The organism is Bradyrhizobium sacchari, assembly GCF_002068095.1.
GTDB classification, from domain to species: domain Bacteria; phylum Pseudomonadota; class Alphaproteobacteria; order Rhizobiales; family Xanthobacteraceae; genus Bradyrhizobium; species Bradyrhizobium sacchari.
Window position 1 is genome coordinate 208678 of the sequence record NZ_LWIG01000026.1, and the last position, 25546, is coordinate 234223.

General features: G+C 65.7%; 23 protein-coding genes. 12 read left to right on the top strand and 11 right to left on the bottom strand.

The window, feature by feature from the left end; translation table 11 throughout:
- Nucleotides 1-8: 8 nt before the first annotated feature.
- Nucleotides 9-608, top strand: a complete 600-nt coding sequence (gene rplI, locus A5906_RS24990; RefSeq protein WP_080137918.1) for a 50S ribosomal protein L9 — start codon at nt 9-11, stop codon at nt 606-608.
- Nucleotides 609-723: 115 nt separating this feature from the next.
- Here the strand turns inward: rplI and A5906_RS24995 are convergent, their stop codons facing one another.
- The 3 genes from A5906_RS24995 to A5906_RS25005 all read right to left on the bottom strand — a co-directional run bounded on the left by A5906_RS24995 (nt 724) and on the right by A5906_RS25005 (nt 2831).
- The gene (locus tag A5906_RS24995) at nt 724-1191 is read right to left on the bottom strand and encodes a PaaI family thioesterase (RefSeq protein WP_080137919.1); all 468 of its coding nucleotides are present in this window, start codon (nt 1189-1191) and stop codon (nt 724-726) included.
- Between the two features lie 11 nt (nt 1192-1202).
- A complete protein-coding gene (locus tag A5906_RS25000) occupies nt 1203-1799 on the bottom strand; it encodes a TetR/AcrR family transcriptional regulator (RefSeq protein ID WP_080138260.1) in 597 nt (198 codons plus the stop codon).
- Between the two features lie 108 nt (nt 1800-1907).
- Nucleotides 1908-2831, bottom strand: coding sequence for a hypothetical protein (locus tag A5906_RS25005; protein ID WP_080137920.1), 924 nt, complete (start codon nt 2829-2831; stop codon nt 1908-1910).
- A 282-nt stretch (nt 2832-3113) separates the two neighbouring features.
- Between A5906_RS25005 and A5906_RS25010 the strand changes: the two genes are divergently transcribed.
- From A5906_RS25010 to alr, 3 genes are all read left to right on the top strand, one after another.
- Nucleotides 3114-4364 (top strand): cyclopropane fatty acid synthase, encoded by a 1251-nt coding sequence (locus A5906_RS25010; RefSeq protein WP_080137921.1) that lies wholly within the window; start codon nt 3114-3116, stop codon nt 4362-4364.
- 757 nt (nt 4365-5121) lie between these two features.
- Nucleotides 5122-6633 (top strand): replicative DNA helicase, encoded by a 1512-nt coding sequence (locus A5906_RS25020; protein ID WP_080137923.1) that lies wholly within the window; start codon nt 5122-5124, stop codon nt 6631-6633.
- Nucleotides 6634-6679: 46 nt separating this feature from the next.
- Entirely contained in the window at nt 6680-7948 is a 1269-nt protein-coding gene (alr, locus tag A5906_RS25025) for an alanine racemase (RefSeq protein ID WP_080138261.1), read from the top strand.
- Nucleotides 7949-8103: 155 nt separating this feature from the next.
- Here alr and A5906_RS25030 read toward each other — a convergent pair whose 3' ends face one another.
- A complete protein-coding gene (locus A5906_RS25030; protein WP_080137924.1) occupies nt 8104-8325 on the bottom strand; it encodes a cysteine rich repeat-containing protein in 222 nt (73 codons plus the stop codon).
- A gap of 40 nt (nt 8326-8365) precedes the next feature.
- Between A5906_RS25030 and A5906_RS25035 the strand changes: the two genes are divergently transcribed.
- Nucleotides 8366-9142, top strand: a complete 777-nt coding sequence (locus tag A5906_RS25035) for an exodeoxyribonuclease III (RefSeq protein ID WP_080137925.1) — start codon at nt 8366-8368, stop codon at nt 9140-9142.
- Between the two features lie 10 nt (nt 9143-9152).
- On the opposite strand, the gene A5906_RS25040 is transcribed toward A5906_RS25035, so the two are convergent.
- Nucleotides 9153-9968: an SGNH/GDSL hydrolase family protein gene (locus tag A5906_RS25040; protein WP_080137926.1), complete on the bottom strand. Its 816-nt coding sequence runs from the start codon at nt 9966-9968 to the stop codon at nt 9153-9155.
- A gap of 99 nt (nt 9969-10067) precedes the next feature.
- Nucleotides 10068-10436 (bottom strand): GFA family protein, encoded by a 369-nt coding sequence (locus tag A5906_RS25045; protein ID WP_080137927.1) that lies wholly within the window; start codon nt 10434-10436, stop codon nt 10068-10070.
- 280 nt (nt 10437-10716) lie between these two features.
- Between A5906_RS25045 and A5906_RS25050 the strand changes: the two genes are divergently transcribed.
- Entirely contained in the window at nt 10717-11442 is a 726-nt protein-coding gene (locus A5906_RS25050) for a sulfite exporter TauE/SafE family protein (protein ID WP_080137928.1), read from the top strand.
- 9 nt (nt 11443-11451) lie between these two features.
- Here the strand turns inward: A5906_RS25050 and A5906_RS25055 are convergent, their stop codons facing one another.
- Together A5906_RS25055 and A5906_RS25060 are read right to left on the bottom strand one after the other, a co-directional pair.
- Nucleotides 11452-13518, bottom strand: a complete 2067-nt coding sequence (locus A5906_RS25055; RefSeq protein WP_080137929.1) for a putative bifunctional diguanylate cyclase/phosphodiesterase — start codon at nt 13516-13518, stop codon at nt 11452-11454.
- Entirely contained in the window at nt 13518-14657 is a 1140-nt protein-coding gene (locus A5906_RS25060) for an ABC transporter substrate-binding protein (RefSeq protein WP_245326890.1), read from the bottom strand. Before A5906_RS25060 ends, A5906_RS25055 begins: the two co-directional genes overlap by 1 nt.
- A 219-nt stretch (nt 14658-14876) precedes the next feature.
- Between A5906_RS25060 and radA the strand changes: the two genes are divergently transcribed.
- The 6 genes from radA (at nt 14877) to A5906_RS25090 (ending at nt 22173) form a co-directional block, all read left to right on the top strand.
- A complete protein-coding gene (radA, locus tag A5906_RS25065) occupies nt 14877-16322 on the top strand; it encodes a DNA repair protein RadA (protein ID WP_080137931.1) in 1446 nt (481 codons plus the stop codon).
- A 166-nt stretch (nt 16323-16488) separates the two neighbouring features.
- Nucleotides 16489-17118: a CvpA family protein gene (locus A5906_RS25070; protein ID WP_011086837.1), complete on the top strand. Its 630-nt coding sequence runs from the start codon at nt 16489-16491 to the stop codon at nt 17116-17118.
- A gap of 27 nt (nt 17119-17145) precedes the next feature.
- On the top strand, nt 17146-18669 hold the full coding sequence (purF, locus tag A5906_RS25075; RefSeq protein WP_080137932.1) for an amidophosphoribosyltransferase: 1524 nt from the start codon (nt 17146-17148) through the stop codon (nt 18667-18669).
- 140 nt (nt 18670-18809) lie between these two features.
- Nucleotides 18810-19550: an SDR family NAD(P)-dependent oxidoreductase gene (locus tag A5906_RS25080; RefSeq protein WP_080137933.1), complete on the top strand. Its 741-nt coding sequence runs from the start codon at nt 18810-18812 to the stop codon at nt 19548-19550.
- Between the two features lie 80 nt (nt 19551-19630).
- Nucleotides 19631-20779 carry an NHL repeat-containing protein gene (locus A5906_RS25085; RefSeq protein WP_080137934.1) on the top strand — a complete coding sequence of 383 codons (1149 nt, stop codon included), beginning with the start codon at nt 19631-19633 and terminating at the stop codon, nt 20777-20779.
- Nucleotides 20780-20946: 167 nt separating this feature from the next.
- Complete coding sequence (locus A5906_RS25090; protein WP_080137935.1) at nt 20947-22173, top strand: ABC transporter substrate-binding protein; 1227 nt, start codon at nt 20947-20949, stop codon at nt 22171-22173.
- A gap of 142 nt (nt 22174-22315) precedes the next feature.
- Here the strand turns inward: A5906_RS25090 and A5906_RS25095 are convergent, their stop codons facing one another.
- The 3 genes from A5906_RS25095 to A5906_RS25105 are packed head-to-tail and all read right to left on the bottom strand — an operon-like array spanning nt 22316 to nt 25541.
- Nucleotides 22316-23542 carry a TCR/Tet family MFS transporter gene (locus A5906_RS25095; protein ID WP_080138262.1) on the bottom strand — a complete coding sequence of 409 codons (1227 nt, stop codon included), beginning with the start codon at nt 23540-23542 and terminating at the stop codon, nt 22316-22318.
- Nucleotides 23543-23550: 8 nt separating this feature from the next.
- On the bottom strand, nt 23551-24933 hold the full coding sequence (gene der / locus A5906_RS25100) for a ribosome biogenesis GTPase Der (RefSeq protein ID WP_080137936.1): 1383 nt from the start codon (nt 24931-24933) through the stop codon (nt 23551-23553).
- Between the two features lie 50 nt (nt 24934-24983).
- Nucleotides 24984-25541 (bottom strand): hypothetical protein, encoded by a 558-nt coding sequence (locus tag A5906_RS25105; RefSeq protein WP_080137937.1) that lies wholly within the window; start codon nt 25539-25541, stop codon nt 24984-24986.
- Nucleotides 25542-25546 lie beyond the last annotated feature (5 nt).

Consider the following 25546-nt stretch of genomic DNA (forward strand, 5'->3'; position numbering starts at 1 on the left):
GAACGAATATGGAAGTCATTTTGCTGGAACGCGTCAACAAGCTCGGCCAGATGGGCGAAGTCGTAAAGGTTCGCGACGGCTATGCCCGCAATTTCCTGCTCAAGCGCGGCAAGGCGCTGCGCGCCACCGCCGACAACCGCGCCAAGTATGACGGCATGAAGGCCGACCTCGAGGCCCGCAACCTCGCCTCCAAGGCCGAGGCGGCCAAGGTCGCCGAGAAGATCGAGGGCAAGAACATCGTCGTAATCCGTCAGGCCTCGGAAGCCGGCCAGCTGTTCGGCTCGGTCAACGTGCGTGACATCGTCATCGCGTTTGAAGCCGACGGCGTTTCGCTGGCTCGCCCGCAGATCCAGCTCGACGCGCCGATCAAGACCATCGGCAAGCACACGATCACCGTCGCCGTTCACCCCGAGGTCGAGGTCGAGATCACCGTCACGGTTGCGCGCAGCCAGGACGAGGCCGAGCGCATCAACCGCGGCGAGGACATCTCGACTCGCAACGAGGACCGCGACGCGGCCGCCGAGGCGATCGCCGCCGCCGGCGAGTTCTTCGATCCGGAAGCCCAACACGACGAGGTCGAGCCGGCTCCGGCTGCGGAAGAGAAGTAACTCCAACGTTGTCATTCCGGGACGGTCCGAAGGACCAGACCCGGAATCTCGAGATTCCGGGTTCGATGCTTTGCATCGTCCCGGAATGACGAAGATGATCAAATGCCCGGTCGCCTCAGGCGGCCGGGCTTTTCGTTTTCGCACCGACGTCCTCGCTCAGCATCGCGATCGAGGCGAGCGCGGTTGCCGTATGCTTCTCGACGCCGTCGCTGACGCAGAACACGTCGGCAGCGACCACTGAAACCTGGCGGCCCGGCTTGATCACTCTGGCACGGCAGATCAGCTTCTCGCCGACCGCGGGCGACAACAGGTTGAGCTTGTACTCCGCCGTCAGCGCCGGCTGGCCACGCGAGGTTGCCGCCGCGATCGTCGTGGCATTGTCGACCAGGAAGGCGGTGACGCCGCCGTGGAAGAAGCCGTGCTGCTGCAGCAGCTCCGGCCGCCGATCCACCGCGATCGTGCAGGCGCCGCGCGACAGATCCGACAGCTCGGCGCCGACCAGGTTCATAAAGCCCTGCCGGCCGACATTGGCATGGATGCGCGCGGCGATCGGCTCGAAGTCGGGATCTGCTTCGACTCGCATGTGGCGTCTCCTTATTGCGTGTTGATGCGATCGGGCGGGCGCAGCGCGCGGTTGGCGCAGGCAATCAGCGTGTCGGCTTCGCCGCGCGGATCGGCGCGATCGCGTCCCGACAGAAAGGCGCGGCAAAAGATCTGTGCCGGGCCGATCAGCTGGCTGACGAACATCGCCGCCGTCATCGGCAGAAGCTCTCCATTTGCAACCAGCGGGGCGCGCCAACGCTCGATGCCTTCGGCGAGCCGCACATTCTGCGCGCGCTGGGCATCGCGGAGATCCTCGCCCCATTCGCTGCGCGAGATCTCGAAGAGATACCGCGCCTCGCGCCGGCTGGTGACGACCCAATCGAGATGAGCCCGGATCAGGCGGTCGATGCCCTGCCCGGCATCGGGAATGGGGTCGAGTGCCGCCAGCACCGCGGCGTGATAGAGCCTCAGCACCTCGAGGAACAGCGCACCCGCCAGCTCCTTCTTCGAACCGAACGCATGAAAGAAGCTGCCGTTGGAGGCGCGCGCTTTGCTGCGGATCGCGGCCACGGTCGCGGCTTCGAAGCCGACGCGGTCGAACACGGCAAGGCCGGCCGCCAACAGGTCATCGCGCATGCTCGTCGTCATCGGCATCTCCGAGAGCGTCACTCTAGAGCGTTACTCTAGTCGCAGTCAAGACGACGCGAGGGCCGCGACGAGCGCGGCCTTCGCAAGTTCATTGCAAGAATGTGGGGCTTACCGCGAGATCGGCGGCGTCGGCGGGCCGGAGGATTCGGCGGGCGCCGGGGCCGCAGCGGTCGCGGGCGCCGGCTCCTGCGGCCTGGCCGCCGGTTCGGAGCTGGCAGCAGGCGCAGCCGGTTTGGGAGACGTCTCTTCCACCTTGGGCGGGGCCGGCGTCACCTGCGGCACCGGATCGGGCCGCAGCTCCGGAGCGTCGCTGCCACGCGGCTCGACCTTGGCGGTATCGGGCTTTGACTCGGCGGGCTTCTCGGACGGCCTGCTGTCGGACTTGGCCTCGCCGGAGTCCACCTTCGCAGTCTCGGGCTTGGACTCCGCCTTCGGCTCACTCTTCTTGTCTACGGTGGCCGGCGCGGCGGCATCGAGCTTCGGCGCCTCTTCGGTCCCGGGCTTGGCGCGGCGCTTGCCTTTGCGTCCTTCCGGCGCCGGCTGGCCCTCGGGCTTTAGGCCCTCCTCGGCCGGCCGCGCGGCGCGCTTCTGGCGGCCCTCGGCAGGCTGAGCTGCGCCCTCGCCCTCCGGCTTGGCGGCCTCCTGGGAGCGCTGACGGCGGCCCTGATGTTCAGGCGACTGCGCCGGATTGGTGGCCGCTTCCTTGTCCTTGGCCCCGTCCTTCTTGTCCTTGCCGTCCTTGGCCTGGTAGCGGGTATCGGTGGCACCGTTGGAGACGAGATACGAGGCCAGCACGCCGGCCATGTCGGAGCTGGTCGTATAGTGCTGACGCAGGAAGCCCGGCAGCGAGCCCGGCGCGACCGTCTTCAACAGTCCCCGTGGGCTCTTGTGGCAGGCATTGCAGGTCTGCGCGAAAAGCTGGGATGGGGCCTTGCCGGCTTCGAGGTTGGTCGCCTGCGCAAGGACGGCATCGGTCGCGCCGAAGCCGATCAGAAGCAGTACCGTCGCGAGGCTAAGCGCTCGGCTCGACATTCCCATCATCTCCAATTGATTTTCCGCGCACGCGGCCGGCGCTCCGGCGCGGCAGCGGGTCACCTTTTAGCGGATTGAGCCACGAATGGAAGCAGTGCCACGCTCAAGGATGTGATTAAGCGCTTTTCGAATATCCGCTCTGAACACAGCGCATTAGCGGGCCCGGAACGCCTCCCTTAGATTTAGATGCAAACGCATAGGAACCTGAGCGGGACCCTCGGCGTCAGATGTGAAGGCCGGGTTAGTCGCATCTCTTCGGGTTCGCTCGAGAGGAAGGTGTCGATGGACCGTTTGTTGCGTCGATTTTTGTCTCAATTCATCCGCCGCGGGTCGATGACGGTGACCACGGCGGCGGGATCGAAGTTCACTGTCGGCGACGGCTCCGGCGAGCCGGTGGCAGTGCGCTTCATCACCCCTGAGGCGGAGCGGAAGACCCTCGTCAATCCCGAACTCGGGCTTGGCGAGGCCTATATGGACGGCGAGTTCGTGGTCGAACGCGGCACCATAGCTGATGCCCTCGCGATCCTGCTCGATCAACCCGACTTGTTGCCGCAGTGGGCAAAGCCCTGGTGGCATCTGCGCTACCTGACGCGGCACCTGAAGCAATTCAATCCCCGCTCGCGTTCCCGTGCCAATGTCGCCCATCACTACGATCTCGACGCCCGGCTCTATTCGCTCTTCCTCGACGCCGACAAGCAATATAGCTGCGCCTATTTCGAGACGCAGGACGCGACGCTCGACGATGCGCAGCTGGCCAAGAAGCGTCACATCGCGGCGAAGCTGCTCGTCGAGCGCGGCCAGCGTGTGCTCGACATCGGCTCCGGCTGGGGCGGGCTTGGGCTCTATCTCGCCGAGATCGCCGGTGCCGACGTCACCGGCGTCACGCTGTCGACCGAGCAGCTCCAGATCGCCAACGCGCGCGCGGCCGAAAAGGGACTGACCCGATCGGCCAGATTCCTGCTCCAGGACTATCGCGACATTGACGGGCCGTTCGACCGCATCGTCTCGGTCGGCATGTTCGAACATGTCGGAGCGAGATTCTATGATGCCTACTTCCAGCGCTGCGCCGAACTCCTGAACGAGGACGGTGTCATGCTGCTGCATTCGATCGGCCGCTCGCAAGGGCCGGATTCGACCAATCCCTGGATCGCCAAATACATCTTCCCGGGCGGCTACATCCCCGCGCTCTCCGAGGTGCTGCCGGCGATCGAGCGTGCGGGCCTTCTGGTCTGCGACATCGAGATCCTGCGCCTGCATTACGCCGAGACGCTGAAAGCCTGGCGCGAGCGCTTCATGGCCCGACGCGAGGAAGCCGTACAGCTCTACGACGAACGCTTCGCGCTGATGTGGGAGTTCTATCTGGCGGCCTGCGAGATGACGTTCCGCAAGCAGGACATGATGAACTTCCAGATCCAGCTCGCCAGGCGTCAGGGCGTGGTGCCGATGACCCGTGACTACATCGGGCGCAACGAAACCCGCCTCCGGGCGATCGAAGGCGGCGCCAAGACGAGGCTGAAGCTTGCAGGTGAATAGATTCTAGTGGCGCAGGATCGATATCGGGGAAGAGCGGAAAGACGCCGTTAACGCCAATCGTGCCCGCAGCTCCACCAGAATCTCGGGCGCGATCGGCTGGCAGCGCACCTCAGGACGCTCGGCGTGCTGCATCGCCGCGACCAGCCCGGACAGCCAAAGCCGGCTGCCTGCCTCGCTCCGCCAAATCTGCTGCTGCCGTCCTGGCCGCATCGTTTGCCTCGTCTCCTGTCGGCGGGACTGAGACAATCCCCGTGCCCGCCGCCTGTTCCCGCCCTACCCCGAAAGAATCCTGGCAGATGTGATCTGCTTCACATAACTCTCGTCGGGTCTGGCCTAGACCGTCGCCATGAGCAAAGAGCCCCAGACCTCATTCGACGTGCAGGACGACCTCCGCACCGATTACGCCCTGATCGCCACGGGCGTTGGGGCGGCGCTGGTTGCGCTGGTCTACCTCCTGCTGGTCTGAAACCGAGCCGAAGACGGCCTGCGCACGTCATTTCGCGCGCCTCCAGATAGGTCTGCGGGCCAATCCATAAGGTTCATGATCGCAGGATTATTCCATGGCGCGGTCCCGGCCGCCCCGGGGCGGGCGAGTTCCGCCAAAATCCGTCAAGCGCGGCGCATGCTGCGGCTGCTAATCATCCACCATTTTAACTGAGCGGTTGATAGCGGACAGCTTTCGCTTCCGCTTTGGCGTGAGGCGGCGCTTTATCCCGGCCCCGCATACGCCCAAGAAAATTGCTAAGCACGTCCGACCATGGCCCTGACTGATTCGAACGTTCTCAAACTCGCGCCCGAAGCCGGCACTCCCGCCTATCGGAGCGCGCCGCATAATATCGAGGCGGAACAGAGCCTTCTGGGCGCGATCCTGGTCAACAACGATGCCTTCTACCGCGTTTCCGACTTCCTGGAGGCGAAGCATTTCTTCGAGCCGCTGCACCAAACCATCTTCGAGACTGCCGGCAGCCTGATCCGGATGGGCAAGATCGCCACGCCTGTCACGCTGAAGACGTTCCTGCCCGCCGATACCGATGTCTGGGGCATGACCATCGGGCAATATCTGGCGCGGCTCGCCGCCGAAGCGACCACCATCATCAACGCCCAGGACTACGGCCGCACCATCTACGACCTGTCGCTGAGACGCGACCTGATCGGCATCGGCGAGGACATGGTCAACGTGGCCTACGACGCGCCGGTCGACTTCCAGCCGCGGGCTCAGATCGAGGACGCTGAGCGCAAGCTCTACGAACTCGCCGAGTCCGGCCGTTATGACGGCGGCTTCCAGAAATTCTCGCAGGCGTTGGCGGTCGCCGTCGACCTCGCGGCAAAGGCGTTCCAGCGCGACGGAAAGCTGTCGGGCATTTCGACGGGCATGCGCGACCTCGACACCAAGATGGGCGGCCTGCAGCATTCCGACCTGATCATCGTCGCGGGACGTCCCGGTATGGGCAAGACGTCACTGGCGACCAACATCGCCTACAACGTCGCCAAGGCCTACGTCCCGGAACTCCAGGCCGACGGCACCACGAAGGCCGCCAATGGCGGCGTCATCGGCTTCTTCTCCTGCGAAATGTCGGCCGACCAGCTCGCCACGCGTATCGTGGCCGAGCGCACCGGCGTTCCCTCCTCCCACATCCGCCGCGGCGGCATCTCGGAAGCCGATTTCGAAAAGATCCGGGAGGTCTCGATCGAGCTGCAATCGCTGCCGTTCTATGTCGACGCCACCGGCGGCCTGTCGATCGCACAGCTGATGGCACGCGCGCGCCGGCTGAAGCGTCAGAAGGGCCTCGATCTCCTCGTGATCGACTACATCCAGCTGCTGTCGGGCTCGGGCAAGCGCGCCAGCGACAGCCGCGTGCAGGAAATCACGGAGATCACCACCAGCCTGAAGGCGCTCGCCAAGGAGCTCAACGTTCCCGTGATCGCGCTGTCGCAGCTCTCGCGCCAGGTGGAATCGCGCGACGACAAGCGTCCGCAGCTCTCGGACCTGCGTGAATCCGGCTCGATCGAGCAGGACGCCGACGTCGTGCTGTTCGTTTACCGCGAGGAATATTACCTCGCGATGAAGGAGCCCCGTCCGGGCACGCCTGAACACGAGAAGTGGCAGCTGGACATGAGTCTTGCGCACGGAAAAGCCGAGGTCATTATCGGCAAGCAGCGCCACGGCCCGACGGGTACCGTCGATCTGGCGTTCGAAGCCTCGGTCACGCGGTTCGGCGACCTCGCGCCGGACAGTCAATTGCCGGCTCGCGGCGGCAACGACTACTGAGTTCCTTGAACCGGACCGGCCTCTTGCGTAAAACGGCGCCATGACAATGGCGTCCGACCCGAAAATGAACCCGCGATCCGGTCTTCTCTCCGCGGAGGCCAATCAGGCCGCCGCGCTCGCGGCCTACGGCGGCGTGCTCACCGTCGATCTCGACGCGATCATCGCCAACTGGCGCAAGCTCGAGAAGACGGCGGTGCCGGCCGAATGTTCCGCGGTGATCAAGGCCGACGCCTATGGCTGCGGTGCCGAGCAGGTCGCACGCGCGCTGAGCAAAGCAGGCTGCAGGACCTTCTTCGTCGCCACCATCGAGGAAGCGCGCAAGGTGCGCGCGGCCGTGCCGGAGCCCACGATCTACGTGCTCGGCGGCTATTTCCAGAACACCGGCGAGCATTACGCGCAGATCAACTGCCGGCCTGTGATCGGCGATCTCAACGAGCTCGCCGAATGGGACGTGTTCTGTCGCCGCACCGGCTGGAACGGCGGCGCCGCGATCCACATCGACACCGGCATGAACCGGCTCGGCCTGACGCTGTCGGAAGCACAGGCCATCATTCCCCGCATCAACGCTGGCGATCACGGCATCACGCTGGTGATGAGCCACCTGGTCTCGGCCGAGCAGCTCAACAGCCCCGTCAATGCCAAGCAGCTCGCTGCCTTCCGCGCCATCGCCAGCGAATTCTCCGGCGTGCCGGCGGCGCTCGCCAATTCCTCCGGCATCTTCCTTGGCGCGCCGTTCCAATTCGACCTGGTGCGGCCGGGCGCAGCGCTCTATGGCGTCAATCCGACCCCGGAGGCCGACAATCCGATGCAGCCGGTCGTCGACCTCAAGGCGCGCATCGTGCAGATCCGCAATGTCGAGCGCGGCGAGAGCGTCGGCTATGGCGGCACCTGGACCGCACGGCGGCCGACCAAGCTCGCGATCATCGCGGTCGGCTATGCCGACGGCTATTTCCGCGCCGCCAGCTCCAACGACGGCACGCGCGGCGCCGAGGTGATCGTCGCGGGCAAACGTTGCCCGGTCGCGGGCCGCGTCTCCATGGACCTGATCGCGATCGACATCACCGACCTGGCCCCGAACGCAGCGCGGCGCGGCCACATGGTGACCCTGCTCGGCGAAGGCATCACCGTCGACGAGCTCGCGCATCATTTCGGCACCATCGGCTATGAGGTGCTGACCAGCCTCGGCCATCGCTATGCCCGCGTCTACAAGGGCGGCAACGTGGTCGAGCCGCTGGCAAAGCCGGCGACGGCAGCCGAGCAGCCGCCCTCACCGCCGCCGATGGAGCAGCCTGCTCCGCCGCCGCTGCCGAGCTGAGCACGCTCCCATGCCCCGGACGCAGCGCAGCGCTCCCCCGGCGATGCAAAGCATCGCCCGATTCAGCGATGCGCTGCAGAGCCGGGCCCCCTCTCTACAGCGTACCGTGTCGCCTTCTGGATCCCGGCTCGCGGCGCGCGTCCGGGACACGAGGCCTACTTCTTCTTCCTGCTGTCCAGCGCCGCCTTGCAGGTCGCGCTGAGCTGATCGCGCTTGGCATTCAGACAGGCGACGATGCCGCTGCCCGGCGCGATGCCGGCGCAGAATTTGTCATAGTCCGCCTTGCACGCGCCGCGGGTTTCGGCCGACTGTGCCGAAGTGGCCCCGGAGAACGCGACGACGAATGCAATGGCAGCAAAGCTCAACAACTTGGACATTGTATCTCCGGTGACGGAAGGCGGGAGCCGGTAGCTCTACATGAAGATCGCGACATTCAACATCAACAACGTCAACCGCCGCCTGCCCAATCTGTTGGCATGGCTGCGCGCGGCAAAGCCCGATGTCGTCGCGCTTCAGGAGTTGAAGGCAAGTGATGGCGAATTTCCGGCGTCAGCCATCGAAAAGGCCGGCTACGGCGCGGTGTGGCGTGGACAAAAAACATGGAACGGCGTCGCCATCCTCGCCCGCAACGCCGAGCCGGTGCTCACCCGCGATCGCCTGCCGGGAAAGCCTGATGATCTCGAAGCCCGCTACATCGAGGCCGCCGTACGCGGCGTCATCGTCACCAGCATCTACCTGCCCAACGGCAATCCGCAGCCGGGCCCGAAATTCGAGCACAAGCTCGACTGGTTCGCGCGGCTCAGGCGCCACGCCAAAACCTTCATCAAGCAGGATCTGCCTGTGGTGCTCGCCGGCGACTACAACGTGGCACCGACGGAGATCGACATCTATCCAACGCGCTCATGGGACAAGGATGCCCTGATCCAGCCGAAGAGCCGCGCGGCCTTTGCCTCGCTGATCGAACAAGGCTGGTGCGATGCGATCCGCACGCTGCATCCGGACAAACGCATCTACACGTTCTGGGATTACAAGCGGAACCGCTGGCCGCGCGATGCGGGCCTCAGGCTCGATCATCTCCTGCTCAGCCCTGCCCTCGTCTCACGGCTGGCCAAGGCAGGTGTCGACAAGAAGGAGCGCGGGGAGGACGGCGCGAGCGATCATGCGCCGGCGTGGGTGGTGTTGAAGGACCGATGACTACGCCCGATCACCGCCCGTAATAATCCTGCACGGTGTCCCACGCCGCCTTTTGCAGCAGCTGCGTCGTCTCCGCATCGAGCCCCATGTTGTAGGAATTGCCGACCGGCGAGCGGCCGGTCAGCGCGGCGAACGTCACGCAGGCGGACAGATACGTGCCTGCCGGACTCGGATGCCGCTTGTCCGGGGCATACAGGTTGAGCTCGGGCACAAGCTTGCGCACGCGCGCGAAAGCGAGGCCGGCGGGAATGACGAGCGCGTCATTGGCGTTGCCGGCAATGGTGTAGGCCTCGGCCAATCCTTCCGTCATCTCCGGCTTGTCGGCGTAAGCCCAGGACATGAACAGCACCGGCCGCATGCCGTGGGCGCGGACGATGTCGCTGTCCTTTTTCGCGAAGCTCGTGAACGCGTCCTTCAATTGCGGATGGATCGGGCACTGGCTGCAATCCATCATGACGACGGCTTCGAACTGCTTGCCCGGCTTGTTGAAGATCACGACGTTCTGCTCGTCGAAGGAATAGGCGCCGATCCCGCCCGGCCGCAGCAGATTGTCCATGTCGTGCCAGTCGAGGCCGGAGCCGCCGATCGTGACCATGGTGTTGCGATAGGCCGCCTTGTTCTCGGCATCGGCTGCCCGCTCCATGAAGGTGAGATGCCCGGGCATGCCGTTGTTGTAGTAGAAGAAGCTGTTGCCGACGAACAGCGCCGCCTTGGGGAAGTCAGGTCCGAGCGAAGTGACCTTCGGCTTGGTCTGCGCCTGTGCATTGAAGCCGGCTGCAACGGCCAGACACATTGCGAGCATCACTCGCGCAAAAGGACGCATCATGGGTTTCCTCCCCTTTTTCTAGAGGCGGAAACAAACCAGCTTTTCAAGATGGCCTCAAGAGGACGGTAGCGCAGCAGGGGCTGCGCGCGTCTGCGTTGCTCACCACAGATTCTTGCCGTCGATCATGTTCACCGGCACGGCGTCGAGATCGAAATCGTCGAACAGACGCGCGTTCACCGCGACCTTGGGATTCTCGAAGTCGGGCTTGCCGCTCGACCAGTCCGGCGATTCCGAATAGGTGCCGCAGCCGCAACTGGCGCAGAAATGATGTTTGACTGTGCGGCTGCCCCAGAGATAGGTCGCGACATTGTCCGCCGGTGACAGCAGGCGAAACTGCGCCGGCGTGTAGTATGCCCACAGCGCGCCGCGCTTGGCGCAGAGCGAACATGTGCAGCGCGTGACGCTCGAGGGCGCCTCCGTCACCTCGAACACCGTCTCACCGCAATGACAGCTTGCCTCGATCGGCATGACCCGCTCTCCCCATTTGTCAGGAGGTGGTCGTAGCCGGCCTCTGCTGCCAACATGCTGTCAGCAGCAAGTCTTGTCCTCGCACTTCGCGTGGCCCGGGTCAGCGGCCTTCCGGGGCGGGCCAACAAAAACATGAAAAAACAACCCCATGCACAGTAGCCGCCCCTAGTTGATTCAATGACTAAGCGCCAGCCTTCGCGGAACAGGTCGAGCGTGCAGCGACCGCATCGCGGATACCGCCTGCCCCGGCTACACTCATCCGATTCCCGGAGCCCTGCTCGTGGCCTTTCTCTTCGTCCTCACCGTCGGCCTCATCGCCGGCACCATTTCCGGCATCGTCGGCACCGGCTCATCGATCATGCTGATGCCGGTACTCGTCTATGCCTATGGGCCGAAGGAGGCCGTGCCGATCATGGCGGTGGCCTCCGTGATGGCGAATTTCTCGCGAATCCTGGCCTGGTGGCGCGAGGTCGACTGGCGGGCCTGCGCAGCCTATTCGGTCACGGGCATTCCGGCCGCCGCCCTCGGCGCGCGGACGCTGCTGGCCCTGCCCTCGCATGCCGTCGACCTGACCATTGGCATCTTCCTGATCGTGATGGTGCCGGTGCGGCACTGGCTGGCGCGGCACGACCTGAAGGCCAATCTCTGGCATCTTGCGATCGGCGGCGCGGTCATCGGCTATCTCACCGGCATCGTGGTCTCGACCGGCCCGCTCAGCGTGCCGCTGTTCCTGTTCTATGGCCTGTCCAAGGGCGCCTTCCTGGCCACCGAAGCCGCCTCCTCGCTCGGCCTCTATTTCGCGAAATCAGTGACCTTCGAACGTTTCGGCGCGCTGACGGGCGAGGTGTTCGTCAAGGGCCTGATCGCGGGTGCCTCGCTGATGTCCGGCGCCTTCATCGCAAAACGCTTCGTGCTGCATCTCAAGCCGGAGGTGTTCCGCCTCTTGATGGACGCGATCATGATTGCGGCCGGGCTCTCGATGCTCTGGAATGCGGCGCAGCCGTAATCGCTGCGCTCAGGCGGCGAATTCGGGCGCGATCGACGGGCTGTCGACGCGGACGCGATCTTCGGCAACCCGCCGCTGGAGCCCCTGCAGCACCGCCGCGAGCGGCTGCGGCCGCTGATAGAGGAAGCCCTGCCCGAACCTCACGCCCATTTCGCGCATGGCCGCGGCTTGCTCGGGCCGCTCGATGCCTTCGGCAACCAGGGTCAATCCCAGCGTGCCCGCGAGCGAGGCAATGACGCCGACGATCGCCTTGTCTTCCGCACTGTCGGGAATCTCGCTGATGAAGGCCTTGTCGATCTTGACCTTGTCGAGCGGAAACCGGCGCAGATGCGCGAGCGAAGAGTAGCCCGTGCCGAAATCGTCGAGTGCGATCGTGGCTCCCAGCCGCCGCAGCCGATGCAACGTCTCGGAGGCGCTGGCGATGTTGTTGATCAGCGAGCCCTCGGTGATCTCGAGCTCGAGCATCGATGCCGCGATGTCGAAGCGCGCGCACGTCGCGCGCAGCTCGGCGGCGAGCGAATGGTCGGCGAGCTCTGACGGCGGCAGATTGATCGCGATCCTGATATCCGGCCTGCCAGCGGCGGCCAGGCGCTGCAGCGCCCGGCAGGCGTCGGTCAGCACATAGCGCGTCAGGCGGGCATTGTTGCCGCTGCGCTCGATCAGCGGCAGGAATTCGCCGGGACCGATCACGCCATGGTCGGGATGGCGCCAGCGGATGAGCGCCTCCAGGCCGACGACGGCCGCGCTCTCGAGGTCGACCTGGCCTTGATACCAGACCTCGAACTGTCCCTCGGCAAAGCCCGCTGGAATGGCGAGCTCGAGATCCCTGCGGCGGCGATAGTCGCGCTGGAGCGCTTCGTCCAGCACCGCGACGGTGCCGGGCGCCTTGCTCTTGGCATGGTAGAGCGCGATGTCGGCGAGTGCCGGCAGATGCGACAATTCGGGATCGCCGGCGCGACGGACGGCAAGGCCGATGCTGGCGCGCGGCACAACCTGCTTGTCGTGCAGCCGGATCGGCTCGGAAATCGCATCCAGCAGTTGGCGCGCAAAGGCCTGCGCCGTCGCCTCGTTGCTGACCTCGGGGCGGATCACCACGAATTCGTCGCCGCCGAGACGCGCGACCCAGTCCTGCGGCTCGACCGCGTCACGAAGACGTTCGGAAATATGGACCAGGAACTTGTCGCCGGCATCATGGCCGAAGGTGTCGTTGATGCCCTTGAAATCGTCGAGATCGATGAAGCAGAAGGCGATCAGCGAGTCCGGCGAGCCGGCATCGCCACTCAAGGTCACCAGGCGCTCGGAGAGCGAGCGCCGATTGGGCAGTCCCGTGAGCGGATCGTGCGATGCCATGTGGCCAAGCCGGTCGAGCGCGCCCGACGTCGTGTGCTGCATGGCGTTGAAGGCCCTCGCAAGCTGGCCGAATTCGTTCGACGATCTGATTTCGGCCGGATAGGCCCGGCCATCCTGCTTGCTGCGCTGGATCGCCGACATGATCGCGGCGAGCGGCCTGCCGATGAAGACGTTGGCCGAGATGCGTATCGCCACCACGGTGGCGAGGGTTGCGAGCAGGCCGACGATGAGCAGCAGCAACAGCCGGCTGCCGGTGTCGGCATACACGGTCGTGTAGGAATAGGCGATCGCGATGCGACCGGCCTGCACGGCGATGTTGCCGTTGCTGTACTTGATCGGACGCGAGACTTCCGCGACCGCCTGGTCCGAGGGGCGCGCCACCACGCGGGCAATCGCAGCGCCGGTGTCGTCATAGACGGCCGCCGCCGCGATGGTCTCGTCGTGCATGATCTCGTTGAGCACGCCCGTGACCTGGTCATAACGCATCTTCCAGAGGGGCTCGGCGATCAGCTCGGCGCGACTCTCGGCGGTGCGGGCAATGCGGGCGTCGAGCTGGCGGATCTGCGACCAGAAGCTCGTGGCCTCGACGCCTGCGGACGCGAGCAATTGCACCAGCAGCAGGACCGGCACGGTGGCCCATATCATCGCACCAACGACCGAGCGCAAGCGCCGCGGCGCGCCTTGCGCGTTGCGATCCGGACCGGTCATCGCCTCACCCTCGCGCATCAATCACCGACGCCGTCCGGAAGCGCCAGGGAGGAGATGAGCGCATCGAGGGAAAAGTCATACCGGCCGCACTGTCCCGCCTTCGCCCTGAATCGCGTGAAGTCGATCCGGTCGAAGGCGCGCGTCTTGATGAGGTCGCCGACCGAGCCGAGGTTGTCGCGCGTGATGGCGGATGTCTTGACCTCGACCCGGGGGGAAGCGTCGGCGAAATCGCAGCCGTCGGCATAGTCTCGGAGCAGGACGATCGACCAGCCGCCGAGCAGGAAGTGCCCGCCGTCGGTCAGCAGCAGGCGGCCCGCCTTGATCTCGCGCAGCGCGTCATCCGACCAGTTGAGGCCGACCACCTCGATGTTCCGGCCGGGTATGAGGCCTGCAGCGGCGATCGCGCGGAGCGCGCCGAGCGCCATTGGATCGTTCCCGGCCCATATGCCGGCGGGCCGGATTTCCTTGCGCGCGGCCCAGCCCAGGTAATTCGCCGTGACGTGTTCGGCCTCGGACTGCGTCCAGTTTGCGAACAGCATCCGGTCCACCACCACGTCGGGCGCGGCGTCCGCGGCAAGCTTGAGACCGGCATTGCGGGCGATCGAGGCCGGCGTGATCTCGTCGCCGCCGATGCCGAGAATGTGGATCTTGCCGTCCGGGCTCTGCCATTTCTCGGCGCGCGCCGTGGTGATCAGCGCGTTCGCCATCCGCGCGCCCGCGGTCTGAAGATCGGTCGTGATGTCGCCGAGCCAGGTCCTGAGCTTCTGACGCGGCGGCCCGAAGCGGGTTGCATCCTCGCCGATCAGCGTGTTCGAGAGCAGCAGCGTCCTGACCCCGGCGGCCTCGGCCGCCTCCAGGATCGGAACGGCGGCGGATTCCTCGTTCGAGAGGATGAGGAAGTCGGGCTTATCGGCACGCGCCACGACGCCGAAGCCGAGCTCCTGCATGGTGCGGTAATTGCGCTCGCTGGTCAGCACCTCGACATGCGCATCGAGCTTGCGGCCGGCGGCCCGCATGGTCTGCGCGACCATGTCCCAGTAAACTTCGCCGGTCTTGCCGGGGCTCACGAAGACGATGTCGAGGGATTTGGCGGCGGCCGCGTCGATACCGCCGGCCGGCGCCAGCGCGCCGCAGGCCATGCCCACAGCGAGCAACATCCGCAAAAATATCGTCATTATTCGCGCCATCCCGTATCGGTTCCGAAACTGGACCGGCGTCCGCTAACATTTGGCAAAACCAGGCGCGGCGCGATGACCTAGAGCTAACAAAGGGTGTATCGGTGCGATGAATTCGGTATTGGGCGCCGGGTGAGCGGCCTCAAGGCCCGCCATTCCGTGCTATCAGCAGACCCCGACAGCTCCGACTCAACCATCCAAATGGCCAAGAACACGCTTTCCTTCGTCTGCCAGAACTGCGGCGCGGCTTATAACCGCTGGCAGGGCAAGTGCGAGTCCTGCGGCGAGTGGAATACGCTCGCCGAAGAAGACACCAGCGGCAGCGTGCCGGTCTCGATCCGCTCCAAGCGCAAGGGGCGAACGTTTGCGCTGGAGAGCCTTGCCGGCAAGAGCCCGGATGCGCCGCGGCTGTCCTCCGGCATGACCGAGCTCGACCGCGTCACCGGCGGCGGTTTCGTCCGCGGCTCGGTGCTGCTGGTCGGCGGCGATCCCGGCATCGGCAAATCGACATTGCTGACGCAGGCGACCTCCATGCTGGCGCGCGCCGGACATCGCATCGTCTACATCTCCGGCGAAGAAGCGGTCGCCCAGGTGCGCTTACGCGCCGAGCGGCTCGGCCTGTCGGACGCGCCGGTGCAGCTCGCGGCCGAGACCTCGGTGGAAGACATCGTCTCGACGCTGTCTGAGGGCGCGGTGCCGCGGCTGATCGTGATCGACTCGATCCAGACGATGTGGACCGACACGGTGGAATCGGCGCCCGGAACGGTGACGCAGGTGCGCGCCTCGGCGCAGGCCCTGATCCGCTTTGCCAAGAAGACGGGCGCGGCGATCATCCTGGTCGGCCATGTCACCAAGGACGGCCAGATCGCAGGCCCCCGCGTCGTCGAGCACATGGTCGACGCGGTGCTGTCATTCGAGGGCGAAGGCTCGCAGCAGTTCCGTATCCTTCGCGCCGTCAAGAACCGCTTCGGCCCCACCGACGAGATCGGCGTGTTCGAGATGACGGGCCTGGGCCTGCGCGAGGTCACCAATCCCTCCGAGCTGTTCCTTTCCGAGCGCGACCTCGGCACGCCCGGCACCGCGGTCTTTGCGGGGATCGAGGGCACACGGCCCGTCCTGGTCGAATTGCAGGCCCTTGTCGCTCCGACCTCGCTCGGTACCCCACGCCGCGCCGTAGTCGGCTGGGATCCAAGCCGGCTCTCGATGGTGCTGGCCGTGCTGGAGGCCCATTGCGGGGTCAAGCTGTCCGGCCACGACGTCTATCTGAACGTCGCCGGCGGCCTGCGCATCCACGAGCCGGCGGCCGATCTCGCCGCCGCCGCCGCACTGGTGTCCTCGCTGGTTAATGCGCAGTTACCCACCGATGCCGTCTATTTCGGCGAAATCTCGCTGTCCGGCGTGGTGCGCCCGGTGGCGCAGACCCCGGCCCGGCTGAAGGAAGCCGCAAAGCTCGGTTTCCAGCGCGCCGTCCTGCCCGAATCGGCCCGCGGCGATGCCGGTGGTGACGCAGGACTGTCCCTGAACGCGGTCAACAGCCTGACCACATTGGTGGCCGAGATCGCCGCCCGGGGCTCGCGCCGGGGCGAATCCGGTGCATCAGCAGAGAAAAATGCCACACCGGCAAGATTCCGCCGTTCAGAGGGGTAGCCGGAGGTGACGTCGGAGGCCACCGCCGCTATACAGCCGTCACAAAAGCAGCATGGGATTGCGTGGTTGCGGCCTTGCCGGGAACGCCGTCTGCCCTTCTTTTAGGGCGGCGGCCAAACACCGATTCGCTGAGCACCTTTGAAGTACGAGCGGACCAGACCAGCCGATGCCAGTAACACTCCTCGACCTGATCCTGCTCGGTGTGATGCTGATCTCGGGCCTGCTCGCGATGGTCCGCGGCTTCATGCGCGAAATCCTGTCGATCGCGGCCTGGGGCGCCGCGGCGATCGTGACACTGTACTCGTTCTCGAAGCTGCTGCCGACCGCGAAGACCTATTTCAACAACGACACGGTGGCGAGCGTGGTCGTGGTGGCCGGCGTGTTCGTCGGCACCCTCGTCGTGGTGTCCGTGATCACGGTCCGGATCTCCGACATGATCCTGGATTCGCGCATCGGCGCCTTGGACCGCACCCTCGGCTTCCTGTTTGGCCTGGCTCGCGGGCTCTTGATCGTCGTGGTCGCCTTCCTGTTCTTCACCTGGCTGGTGCCGGACAAGCAGCGCCCGGACTGGGTTACGGGGGCAAAATCCCGTGTTGTGCTCCAGGGAACCGGGGATTGGCTGATGGCCCTCTTGCCTGACGACCCCGAGAACACCATCTTGAAGAGATTCAAGAAAAACAAACCAGATGATGATCAAGCTGATTCCGAGCAGCAGCCTTCGGGCAGTGGCGACGGATACAGTAAACCAGCTCGTGACAGTTTGAAGAAACTGATCGAGAAACCCGCGGCACGTTGACTTGAGCCAGAGAGAGGCGCGAACGAGATGCGACACCCTGACCAGGACGCTCAACTTGATCTCGACGCCAAGGCCGGTTTGAGCCCGTCCGCGCTGGAGCTTCAGGACGATCTGGAAGGGGATACGCTGCGCGAGGAATGCGGCGTGTTCGGCATCTACGGCCACCCCGACGCGGCCGCCATCACGGCGCTCGGCCTCCACGCCCTGCAGCACCGCGGCCAGGAAGCCGCCGGCATCGTCTCCTACGACGGCAGCCGCTTTCACTCGGAACGCCGCCTCGGCCTCGTCGGCGATACCTTCTCCCGCCGCGAGGTGATCGACCGCCTGCCCGGCAATGTCGCGGTCGGCCATGTCCGCTACTCCACCACCGGCGCCACCATCCTGCGCAACGTGCAGCCGCTGTTCGCCGAGCTCAATGCCGGCGGCCTCGCGGTCGCCCATAACGGCAACCTCACCAATGGCCTGACGCTGCGCCGCGAGCTCGTGAAGCACGGCGCGATGATGCAGTCGACCACCGACACCGAGGTGATCCTGCATCTGGTCGCGCGCTCCAAGCGCGCTCGCTTCATCGAGCGCTATATCGACGCGCTGCGCGAGATCGAAGGCGCGTATGCGCTGGTCTCGCTGACCAACAAGAAGCTGGTCGGCGCGCGCGATCCGCGCGGCATCCGCCCGCTGGTGCTCGGCGAGCTCGACGGCTGCCCGATCCTGACCTCGGAGACCTGCGCGCTCGACATCATTGGCGCGCGCTTCGTGCGCGACATCGAGCCGGGCGAAGTCATCGTGTTCGACGAGAACGGCCAGGACATCCACAAGCCGTTCCCGCCGATGGCGCCGCGCCCCTGCATCTTCGAATACATCTACTTCTCGCGGCCGGATTCCATCGTCCACGGCCGCTCGGTCTACGAGGTGCGCAAGGCCTTCGGCGCGCAGCTCGCGCGCGAGAGCCACGTGCCGATCGACGTGGTGGTGCCGGTGCCGGATTCCGGCGTGCCCGCCGCGGTCGGCTACAGCCAGTATTCCGGCGTGCCGTTCGAGCTCGGCATCATCCGCAACCACTATGTCGGCCGCACCTTCATCCAGCCGACGCAGGCGATCCGCGAATCCGGCGTGCGCATGAAGCACTCGGCCAACCGCGCCGCGATCGAAGGCAAGCGCATCATCCTGATCGACGACTCCCTGGTGCGCGGCACCACTTCGAAGAAGATCGTGCGCATGATGCGCGATGCCGGCGCCAAGGAAGTGCATTTCCGCCTCGCCTCGCCCCCGATCCTCTATCCCGACTATTACGGCATCGACCTGCCCGACCGCGGCGGCCTGCTCGCGGCGACGCATTCGCTGGAGGAGATGCGCGAGATCATCGGCGCCGACTCGCTCGCCTTCCTGTCGATCGACGGCATGTACCGCGCCATGGGCGAGCCCGGCCGCGACCCCGCCAATCCGAAGTTCTCGGACCACTGTTTCACCGGGGCCTATCCGACCCACCTCACCGACCAGACCCAGACCGAGCCGCAGCCGCGGCAATTGTCGCTGCTCGCGGAAGCGAGCTGACGGCGCAGCCGTCATCCCGGGGCGATGCAAAGCATCGAACCCGGGGATCTCGAGATTCCGGGTTCGATGCTTTGCATCGCCCCCGGAATGACCGTGTTGCGGGGGCTTGTCCCGGCCATCCACGCCTGTAAAACCCCGCCATGACAAAATCCCTCGCCAACCGCATCGCTCTCGTCACCGGCGCCTCGCGCGGCATCGGCTTCGCAACGGCACTCGCGCTGGCCAAAGCCGGCGCGCATATCGTCGCGGTGGCGCGGACGCAGGGCGGGCTGGAAGAGCTCGACGACGAGATCCGCAAAGTCGGCGGCAGCGCCACGCTGGTGCCGCTGAACCTCACCGATTCCGACGGCATCGCGCGGCTCGGCGCCGGGCTACACGAACGCTACGGCAAGCTCGACATTCTCGTCGGCAATGCCGGCGTGCTCGGGCCCTCCTCGCCGATCGGACATATCGAGCTGAAGGCCTTCACCGACGTGATGGCCGTCAATGTCTCCGCGAACTTCCAGCTGATCCGCTGCATGGAGCCGCTGCTGAGGCAGTCCGATGCCGGCCGCGCCGTGTTCATCACCTCGGGAGCCGCCAACAAGGCGACCGCCTATGTCAGCCCCTACGCCGCGTCCAAGGCGGCGCTGGAAACGCTGGCGCGCGCCTGGGCGCAGGAGACCGCGAATACGGCTCTGCGCGTCAATCTGTTCAACCCGGGACCGATCCGCACCCGCATGCGCGCCACCCTGATGCCGGGGGAAGATCCCGAGACGCTGGATACGCCCGAGCAGGTCGCCGAGTTCATCGTGCCGCTATGCGCGCCGGGCTGGACCGAGACCGGCAAGTTCTACGACTACAAGAGCCGCAGCCTGATGAGCTTCCGCGCGCCGGCGTGATTGACTAGAGGCCCTCCCCGCGATTGACTGCCCGCGCTCAGGCGGCAGCAAGCCGCAAGCCAACAAAAAGGGAGGTTGCCATGGCGCCATGGCATGATCGCGCAGGGTTTTCGCGTGCGCTCGTACGTGTCTTTCACGCCTTCTCCATCCTGATCGCAGCCATCGCATTCGCATTTCCAAGCACGGCGTCCGCCGGCGACGTCCCCACCTTCGCCGTCGAGCCCTCCTGGCCAAAGCCGCTACCGAACAACTGGATCCTCGGCCAAGTCGGCGGCATCACCGTCGACTGGCAGGGCCACATCTGGGTGATCCATCGCCCGCGCTCGCTCACTGATGACGAGAAAGGAGCGACCCTGAATCCGCCGCGCTCGAAATGCTGCGTGTCGGCGCCGCCGGTGCTCGAATTCGACAGCGACGGCAATCTGCTGCGCTCATGGGGCGGTGCAGGCGAAGGCTATGAATGGGTCGGCCGCGAGCACGGCATCGAGGTCGACGAGCGCGGCTTCGTCTGGGTCGGCGGCAACGCCGACAACGACAACGCGATCCTGAAGTTCACGCTCGACGGCAAGTTCGTCGCCCAGATCGGCAAGATCGCGCCGAGCCTCGGCAGCAACGACACGACACAGCTCGGCAAGCCCGCGGAGACAGCGATCGACAAGGCGGCGAACGAGATCTACGTCGCCGACGGCTACGGCAACCGCCGCGTCATCGTGTTCGACGCGACGACGCTTGCCTACAAGCGGCACTGGGGCGCTTACGGCAACAAGCCCAACGACGACAAGCAGGCCCCCTACGACCCCAAGGCCCCCGTCGCGCAGCAATTCGGCAACCCCGTCCATTGCGTCAAGCTCGCCAATGACGGCCTCGTCTATGTCTGCGACCGCATCAACAACCGCATCCAGGTGTTCAGGAAGGACGGCACCTTCGTGAAGGAATTTTTCTTCGAGAAGAACACGCTTGGCAACGGCGCGGTGTGGGATATCGCGATCTGGCCCGATCCGAAGCAGACCTATTTGCTCAGCGCCGACGGGGAGAACAACGAGATCCGGGTCATCAAGCGCGACGACGGCAGCGTGGTCGGCAGTTTCGGGCATAGCGGCCGCAACGCCGGTCAGTTCCACTGGGTGCATGCCATGGCCATCGATGCCAAGGGTAACGTCTATACCGCCGAAGTGGACACCGGAAAGCGCATCCAGAAATTCAAGCTGACATCGGACGCGCTCAAATAGCGTCTCAACGCATTTTGCCCAAAAGTTAACCGACGGATGACGCTACGACGCAGCGTCATCCGCATTTAGGTGCATTGCCGCCGGCCCTGGGACACGGTAGAGCCATCGACAGGAACAAGGCTCCGCAAGAGAGCCGTCCGAATATTTGACAATGGAGGAGACCTATTATGACGACGACGTTCGCGCGCCGCACCGCGGCTTTTCTGGCATGTGCCACTTTCGGTTTTGCAACATCCGCCTACGCGCAGGACAAGACCGTCAAGATCGGCGTGCTCAACGACATGTCGAGCCTCTACGCCGACATCGGCGGCCCGAACTCGGTCGCGGCGGTGAAAATGGCGGTCGAGGATTCCGGCCTGAAGGCCAAGGGCTGGACCATCGAGGTCCTCTCGGGGGACCACCAGAACAAGCCCGACATCGGCGTCAATATCGCCCGGCAGTGGATCGACAATGACAAGGTCGACGTCATCTCGGACACGCCGAGCTCGGGCGTGGCGCTCGCGGTGAACAACCTCGTCAAGGAAAAGAATTCGGTGCTGCTCAATTCGGGCGCGGCCACCGCGGATCTCACCGGCAAGGCCTGCACGCCGAACACGATCTCCTACACCTACGACACCTATATGCTCGCCAATGGCACCGGCAAGGCGCTGACCAAGGCCGGCGGCGACAGCTGGTTCTTCCTGACCGCCGACTACGCCTTCGGCCATGCGCTCGAGCGCGACACCTCGGCCGTCGTCACCGCCAATGGCGGCAAGGTGCTCGGCGGCGTCAAGCACCCGCTCAACACCGCTGACTTCTCATCCTTCCTGCTTCAGGCGCAGTCCTCCAAGGCGAAGATCATCGGCCTTGCCAATGCCGGCGGCGACACCACCAACGCGATCAAGCAGGCCGCCGAGTTCGGCATCGTCTCCGGCGGTCAGAAGCTCGCCGCGCTGCTGCTGTTCATCAACGACGTGCACTCGCTGGGCCTGAAGACCGCGCAGGGCCTGACCTTCACCGAGTCCTTCTACTGGGATCTCAACGACCAGACCCGCGAATGGTCGAAGCGCTTCCAGAAGGTCTCGCCCAAGGGCTCGATGCCGTCGATGACGGTCGCGGGGCTCTATGCCGGCATCCTGCATTACCTGAAGGCGATGGACGCGCTCGGCGGCAATCCGCATGACGGCGCCAAGGTCGTCGCCAAGATGAAGGAGCTGCCGACCGACGATCCGCTGTTCGGCAAGGGCCCGCTGCGCGCCGATGGCCGCCGCCTCATCCCGGCCTATCTGTTCGAGGTGAAGAAGCCGGAAGAATCGAAGGGACCGTGGGACTATTACAAGCTGGTCGCCACCATCGCGCCCGAGGACGCCGCCAAGCCGCTCGAGGCGAGCGACTGTCCGCTGGTGAAGAAATAAGAAAGTCCTAGGGTGGGTTAGCACGCGGCTGTGCGAAGCGCAGTCCGCTGGCGTAACCCACCACGTCTGTCCCTGCGAAAATGAAAGAGGTGGGTTACGCCTCGCGGTTTGCGCTTTGCGCGATCCGCGAGGCTAACCCACCCTACGATTTGGCCGCGCGCAGCGCCCGCAGCGCAATCGCCACGCAGATGACCATCAGCACCGCCGCGAGCAGGAACGGCGCGCCAGGCAGATGCAGCGGCGCGCTGGCGCCGATGAAGAACGAAAACGTCAGCGTGAACAGGAACGGGCCGACGAGCTGCGATACGCTCTGCACGCTCGCGGTCGCGCCCTGCAGCTTTCCCTGCTGATCGGGCGCGACCAGCCGCGTCATCAGCGACTGCATGGCCGCCCCCGAGATGCCCCACAGAGACAGCACGGGAATGCCGAGCCAGGACAGCGGTCCGGTCGGCGCAGAGCCCAGGATCACGAAGCCGATCGCGCCACAGCACAAGCCCATCAGCATCGCGTTCCGCTCGCCGAGCAGGCGCACGAGCGGGCCGATCGCGAGCCCCTGCACCACGATGGTGCAGACGCCGACCATGGCCAGCGTCAGGCCCACGGTCTTGGAATCCCAACCGTAGCGATAAGTCGCATAGAGCACGAAGGTCGAGGGCAGCACGACATGCGCGACTTGCGCGATGAAATTGACGATCGACAGCCCGGCCAGCGCCGCGTTGGAACGCAGCAGGTGGAACGCGCCGACCGGATTGGCACTCGTCCAGCGGAACGGCGCACGCTTCTCGGGCGCTAGCGATTCCGGCAGAACGAAGAGCCCATAGAGCGCATTAGCAAAGCTCAAGGCCGCCGCGACCCAGAACGGCAGGCGCGGATCGATGTCGCCGAGCAGACCGCCGAGCGCCGGCCCCAGGACGAAGCCGGCGCCGAACGCCGCGCCGATCCTGCCGAACACCGCCGCCCGCTGTTCCGGCGGCGTGATGTCCGAGATGTAGGCGAAGGCGGTCGAGATACTCGCCGAGGTGATGCCGGAGATCAGGCGACCGATGAACAGCCACGTCAGCGACGGCGCGAGCGCCATCAGCACATAGTCGGCGGCAAGTCCGAAATTCGACAGCAGCACCACCGGCCGCCGTCCGAACCGATCCGACAGCGCGCCAAGCATCGGCGAGAACACGAACTGCATCAGCGCCCAGGCGGTGCCGAACAGTCCGAAAATGCGCGCCGCATGCGCGGTGTCGTTGCCCACGAAGCTCTCGACCAGCTTTGGCAGGATCGGCATGATCACGCCGATCGCGAGCATGTCGAGCAGGATGGTGACGAAGATGAACGCGACCGCGCCGCGCCGGACCGGCGGTGCGCCCTGCGTCATCGCGTCGCTCACGACGGCCGCTTGCGCTTGTGGGCGAAGGGATTGGCCTTCTCGCGCAGGGTGATGCGCACCGGCGTGCCCGGCAGCTCGAAGGTCTCGCGCATGGAGTTGGTCAGATAGCGCAGATAGGATTGCGGCACCGCATCGGCTCGCGAACAGAACAGCACGAAGCTCGGCGGACGCGCCTTGGTCTGCGTGATGTAGTTCAGCTTCAGCCTGCGGCCGGACACCGCGGGCGGCGGATTGGCCTGGATCGCCTGCTCGAACCAGCGATTGAGCGCCGCGGTCGGCACGCGCCTGTTCCAGACCGCATAGGCGTCCTGGATCGCCTGCATCAGGCGGTCGATGCCCTCACCCATCAGGCCGGATACCGCGACGATCGGCACGCCCTTGACCTGCGGCAGCCAGTGATCGGCATCGCGGCGCAAGTTCGAGATGGCGCCGCCGCCCTTGGTCTCCATCAGGTCCCATTTGTTGGCGGCGAGCACGATCGCGCGGCCCTCGCGCTCGATCAGATCCGCAATGCGCAGGTCCTGCTCCTCGAAGCGGTTCTGCGTGTCCATCATCAGCACGACGACTTCGGCAAAGCGCACCGCGCGCAGCGCGTCGGCGACCGAGAGCTTTTCCAGCTTCTCCTCGATGCGCGAACGCCGGCGCAGGCCGGCGGTGTCGAACACGCGAAAATCGCGACCCTTCCAGTTGATCTCGACCGCGATGGAATCGCGCGTGGTGCCGGCCTCCGGGCTCGTCAACAGGCGCTCCTCGCCGAGCAGATGATTGATCAGCGTCGACTTGCCGGCATTGGGCCGGCCGACGATGGCGACCCGGATCGGGCGCGTCGCGGCCTCCTCCTCGGAGAGCTGTTCGTCGTCCTCGATCTCGTCGTCCTCGACCGGCTCCGGCATGAGCTTGGCCAGCGCGTCGTAGAGCTCGCCCATGCCCTCGCCGTGCTCGGCCGAGATCTGGATGGGATCGCCGAGGCCGAGCGCGAAGGATTCCATCGCGCCGGCATCGCCGTGCTTGCCCTCGCTCTTGTTGGCGACCAGCAGCACCGGCTTGTTGGCTTTGCGGGCGAAATCGGCGAAGGCGCGATCGGTGGGCGTGAGGCCGATGCGGGCATCGATGACGAAGAACAGCGCGTCGGCCTGCGCGATCGCGGTCTCGGTCTGCTCCTGCATGCGCGCGGTCAGCGAGCCCCTGGCGCCCTCGTCGAGGCCGGCGGTGTCGATGATGGTGAACTGGAGGTCGCCGAGCCTGGCCTCCCCCTCGCGGCGGTCGCGGGTGACGCCCGGCAGGTCATCGACGAGCGCGAGCTTCTGTCCGACCAGGCGGTTGAACAGCGTCGATTTGCCGACATTGGGCCGGCCGATGATGGCGATCGTGAAGGACATCGGTCATTCGTGCGCTGCCGGGGCTGCGCCTGTCAATGCAGGTGGAACTATTAGCGCGAGAAGCTGCCGCTCGGCAGCGGCGCGGGGAAGCCGCCTTGCGATTGCTGCTGCGTGGTCTGGGTCGGCTGCGCCTGCTGAACGGGCTGATCCGGCGGCGGCGCGGTGGTGCGCTTGCGCACGATCTTCTGCTTGGGCGGGGGCGCAGCCGTGGGCGGCGCGGCCTCGGGCTGGGCCTCGCCATCGACCTCGCCGGCGGGTGCATCGGCAGGCGCAGCGGCGGCGACCGGCTGATGGGTCTGCTGTCCAGTCTTCTTCGCCTTGGCACCCTTGGCCGGTTTGGCCGGCTCCGGCGGCGGCTCGGCGGGCAGAGCCGCGACGGCGGGCGCATTCGGATCCGGCTGCTGCGCGCCCTTGTACATGTCCTTGGGGACACCCTGCTCGAGGCCCGGAACGCCCTCGGGGAAGACCGGCTTGCGATCGCCCGGCAGCTTCTTCTTGGTGTCGAGGAAGTCGAGCATGTCGCTTGGATCGAAGCTGGAGCAGCCGCCCAGGACGCCGGTGAAGGCGATCAGGACGGCGGCTGCGATCAAGCGTGGCGTACGGCGCATATCGT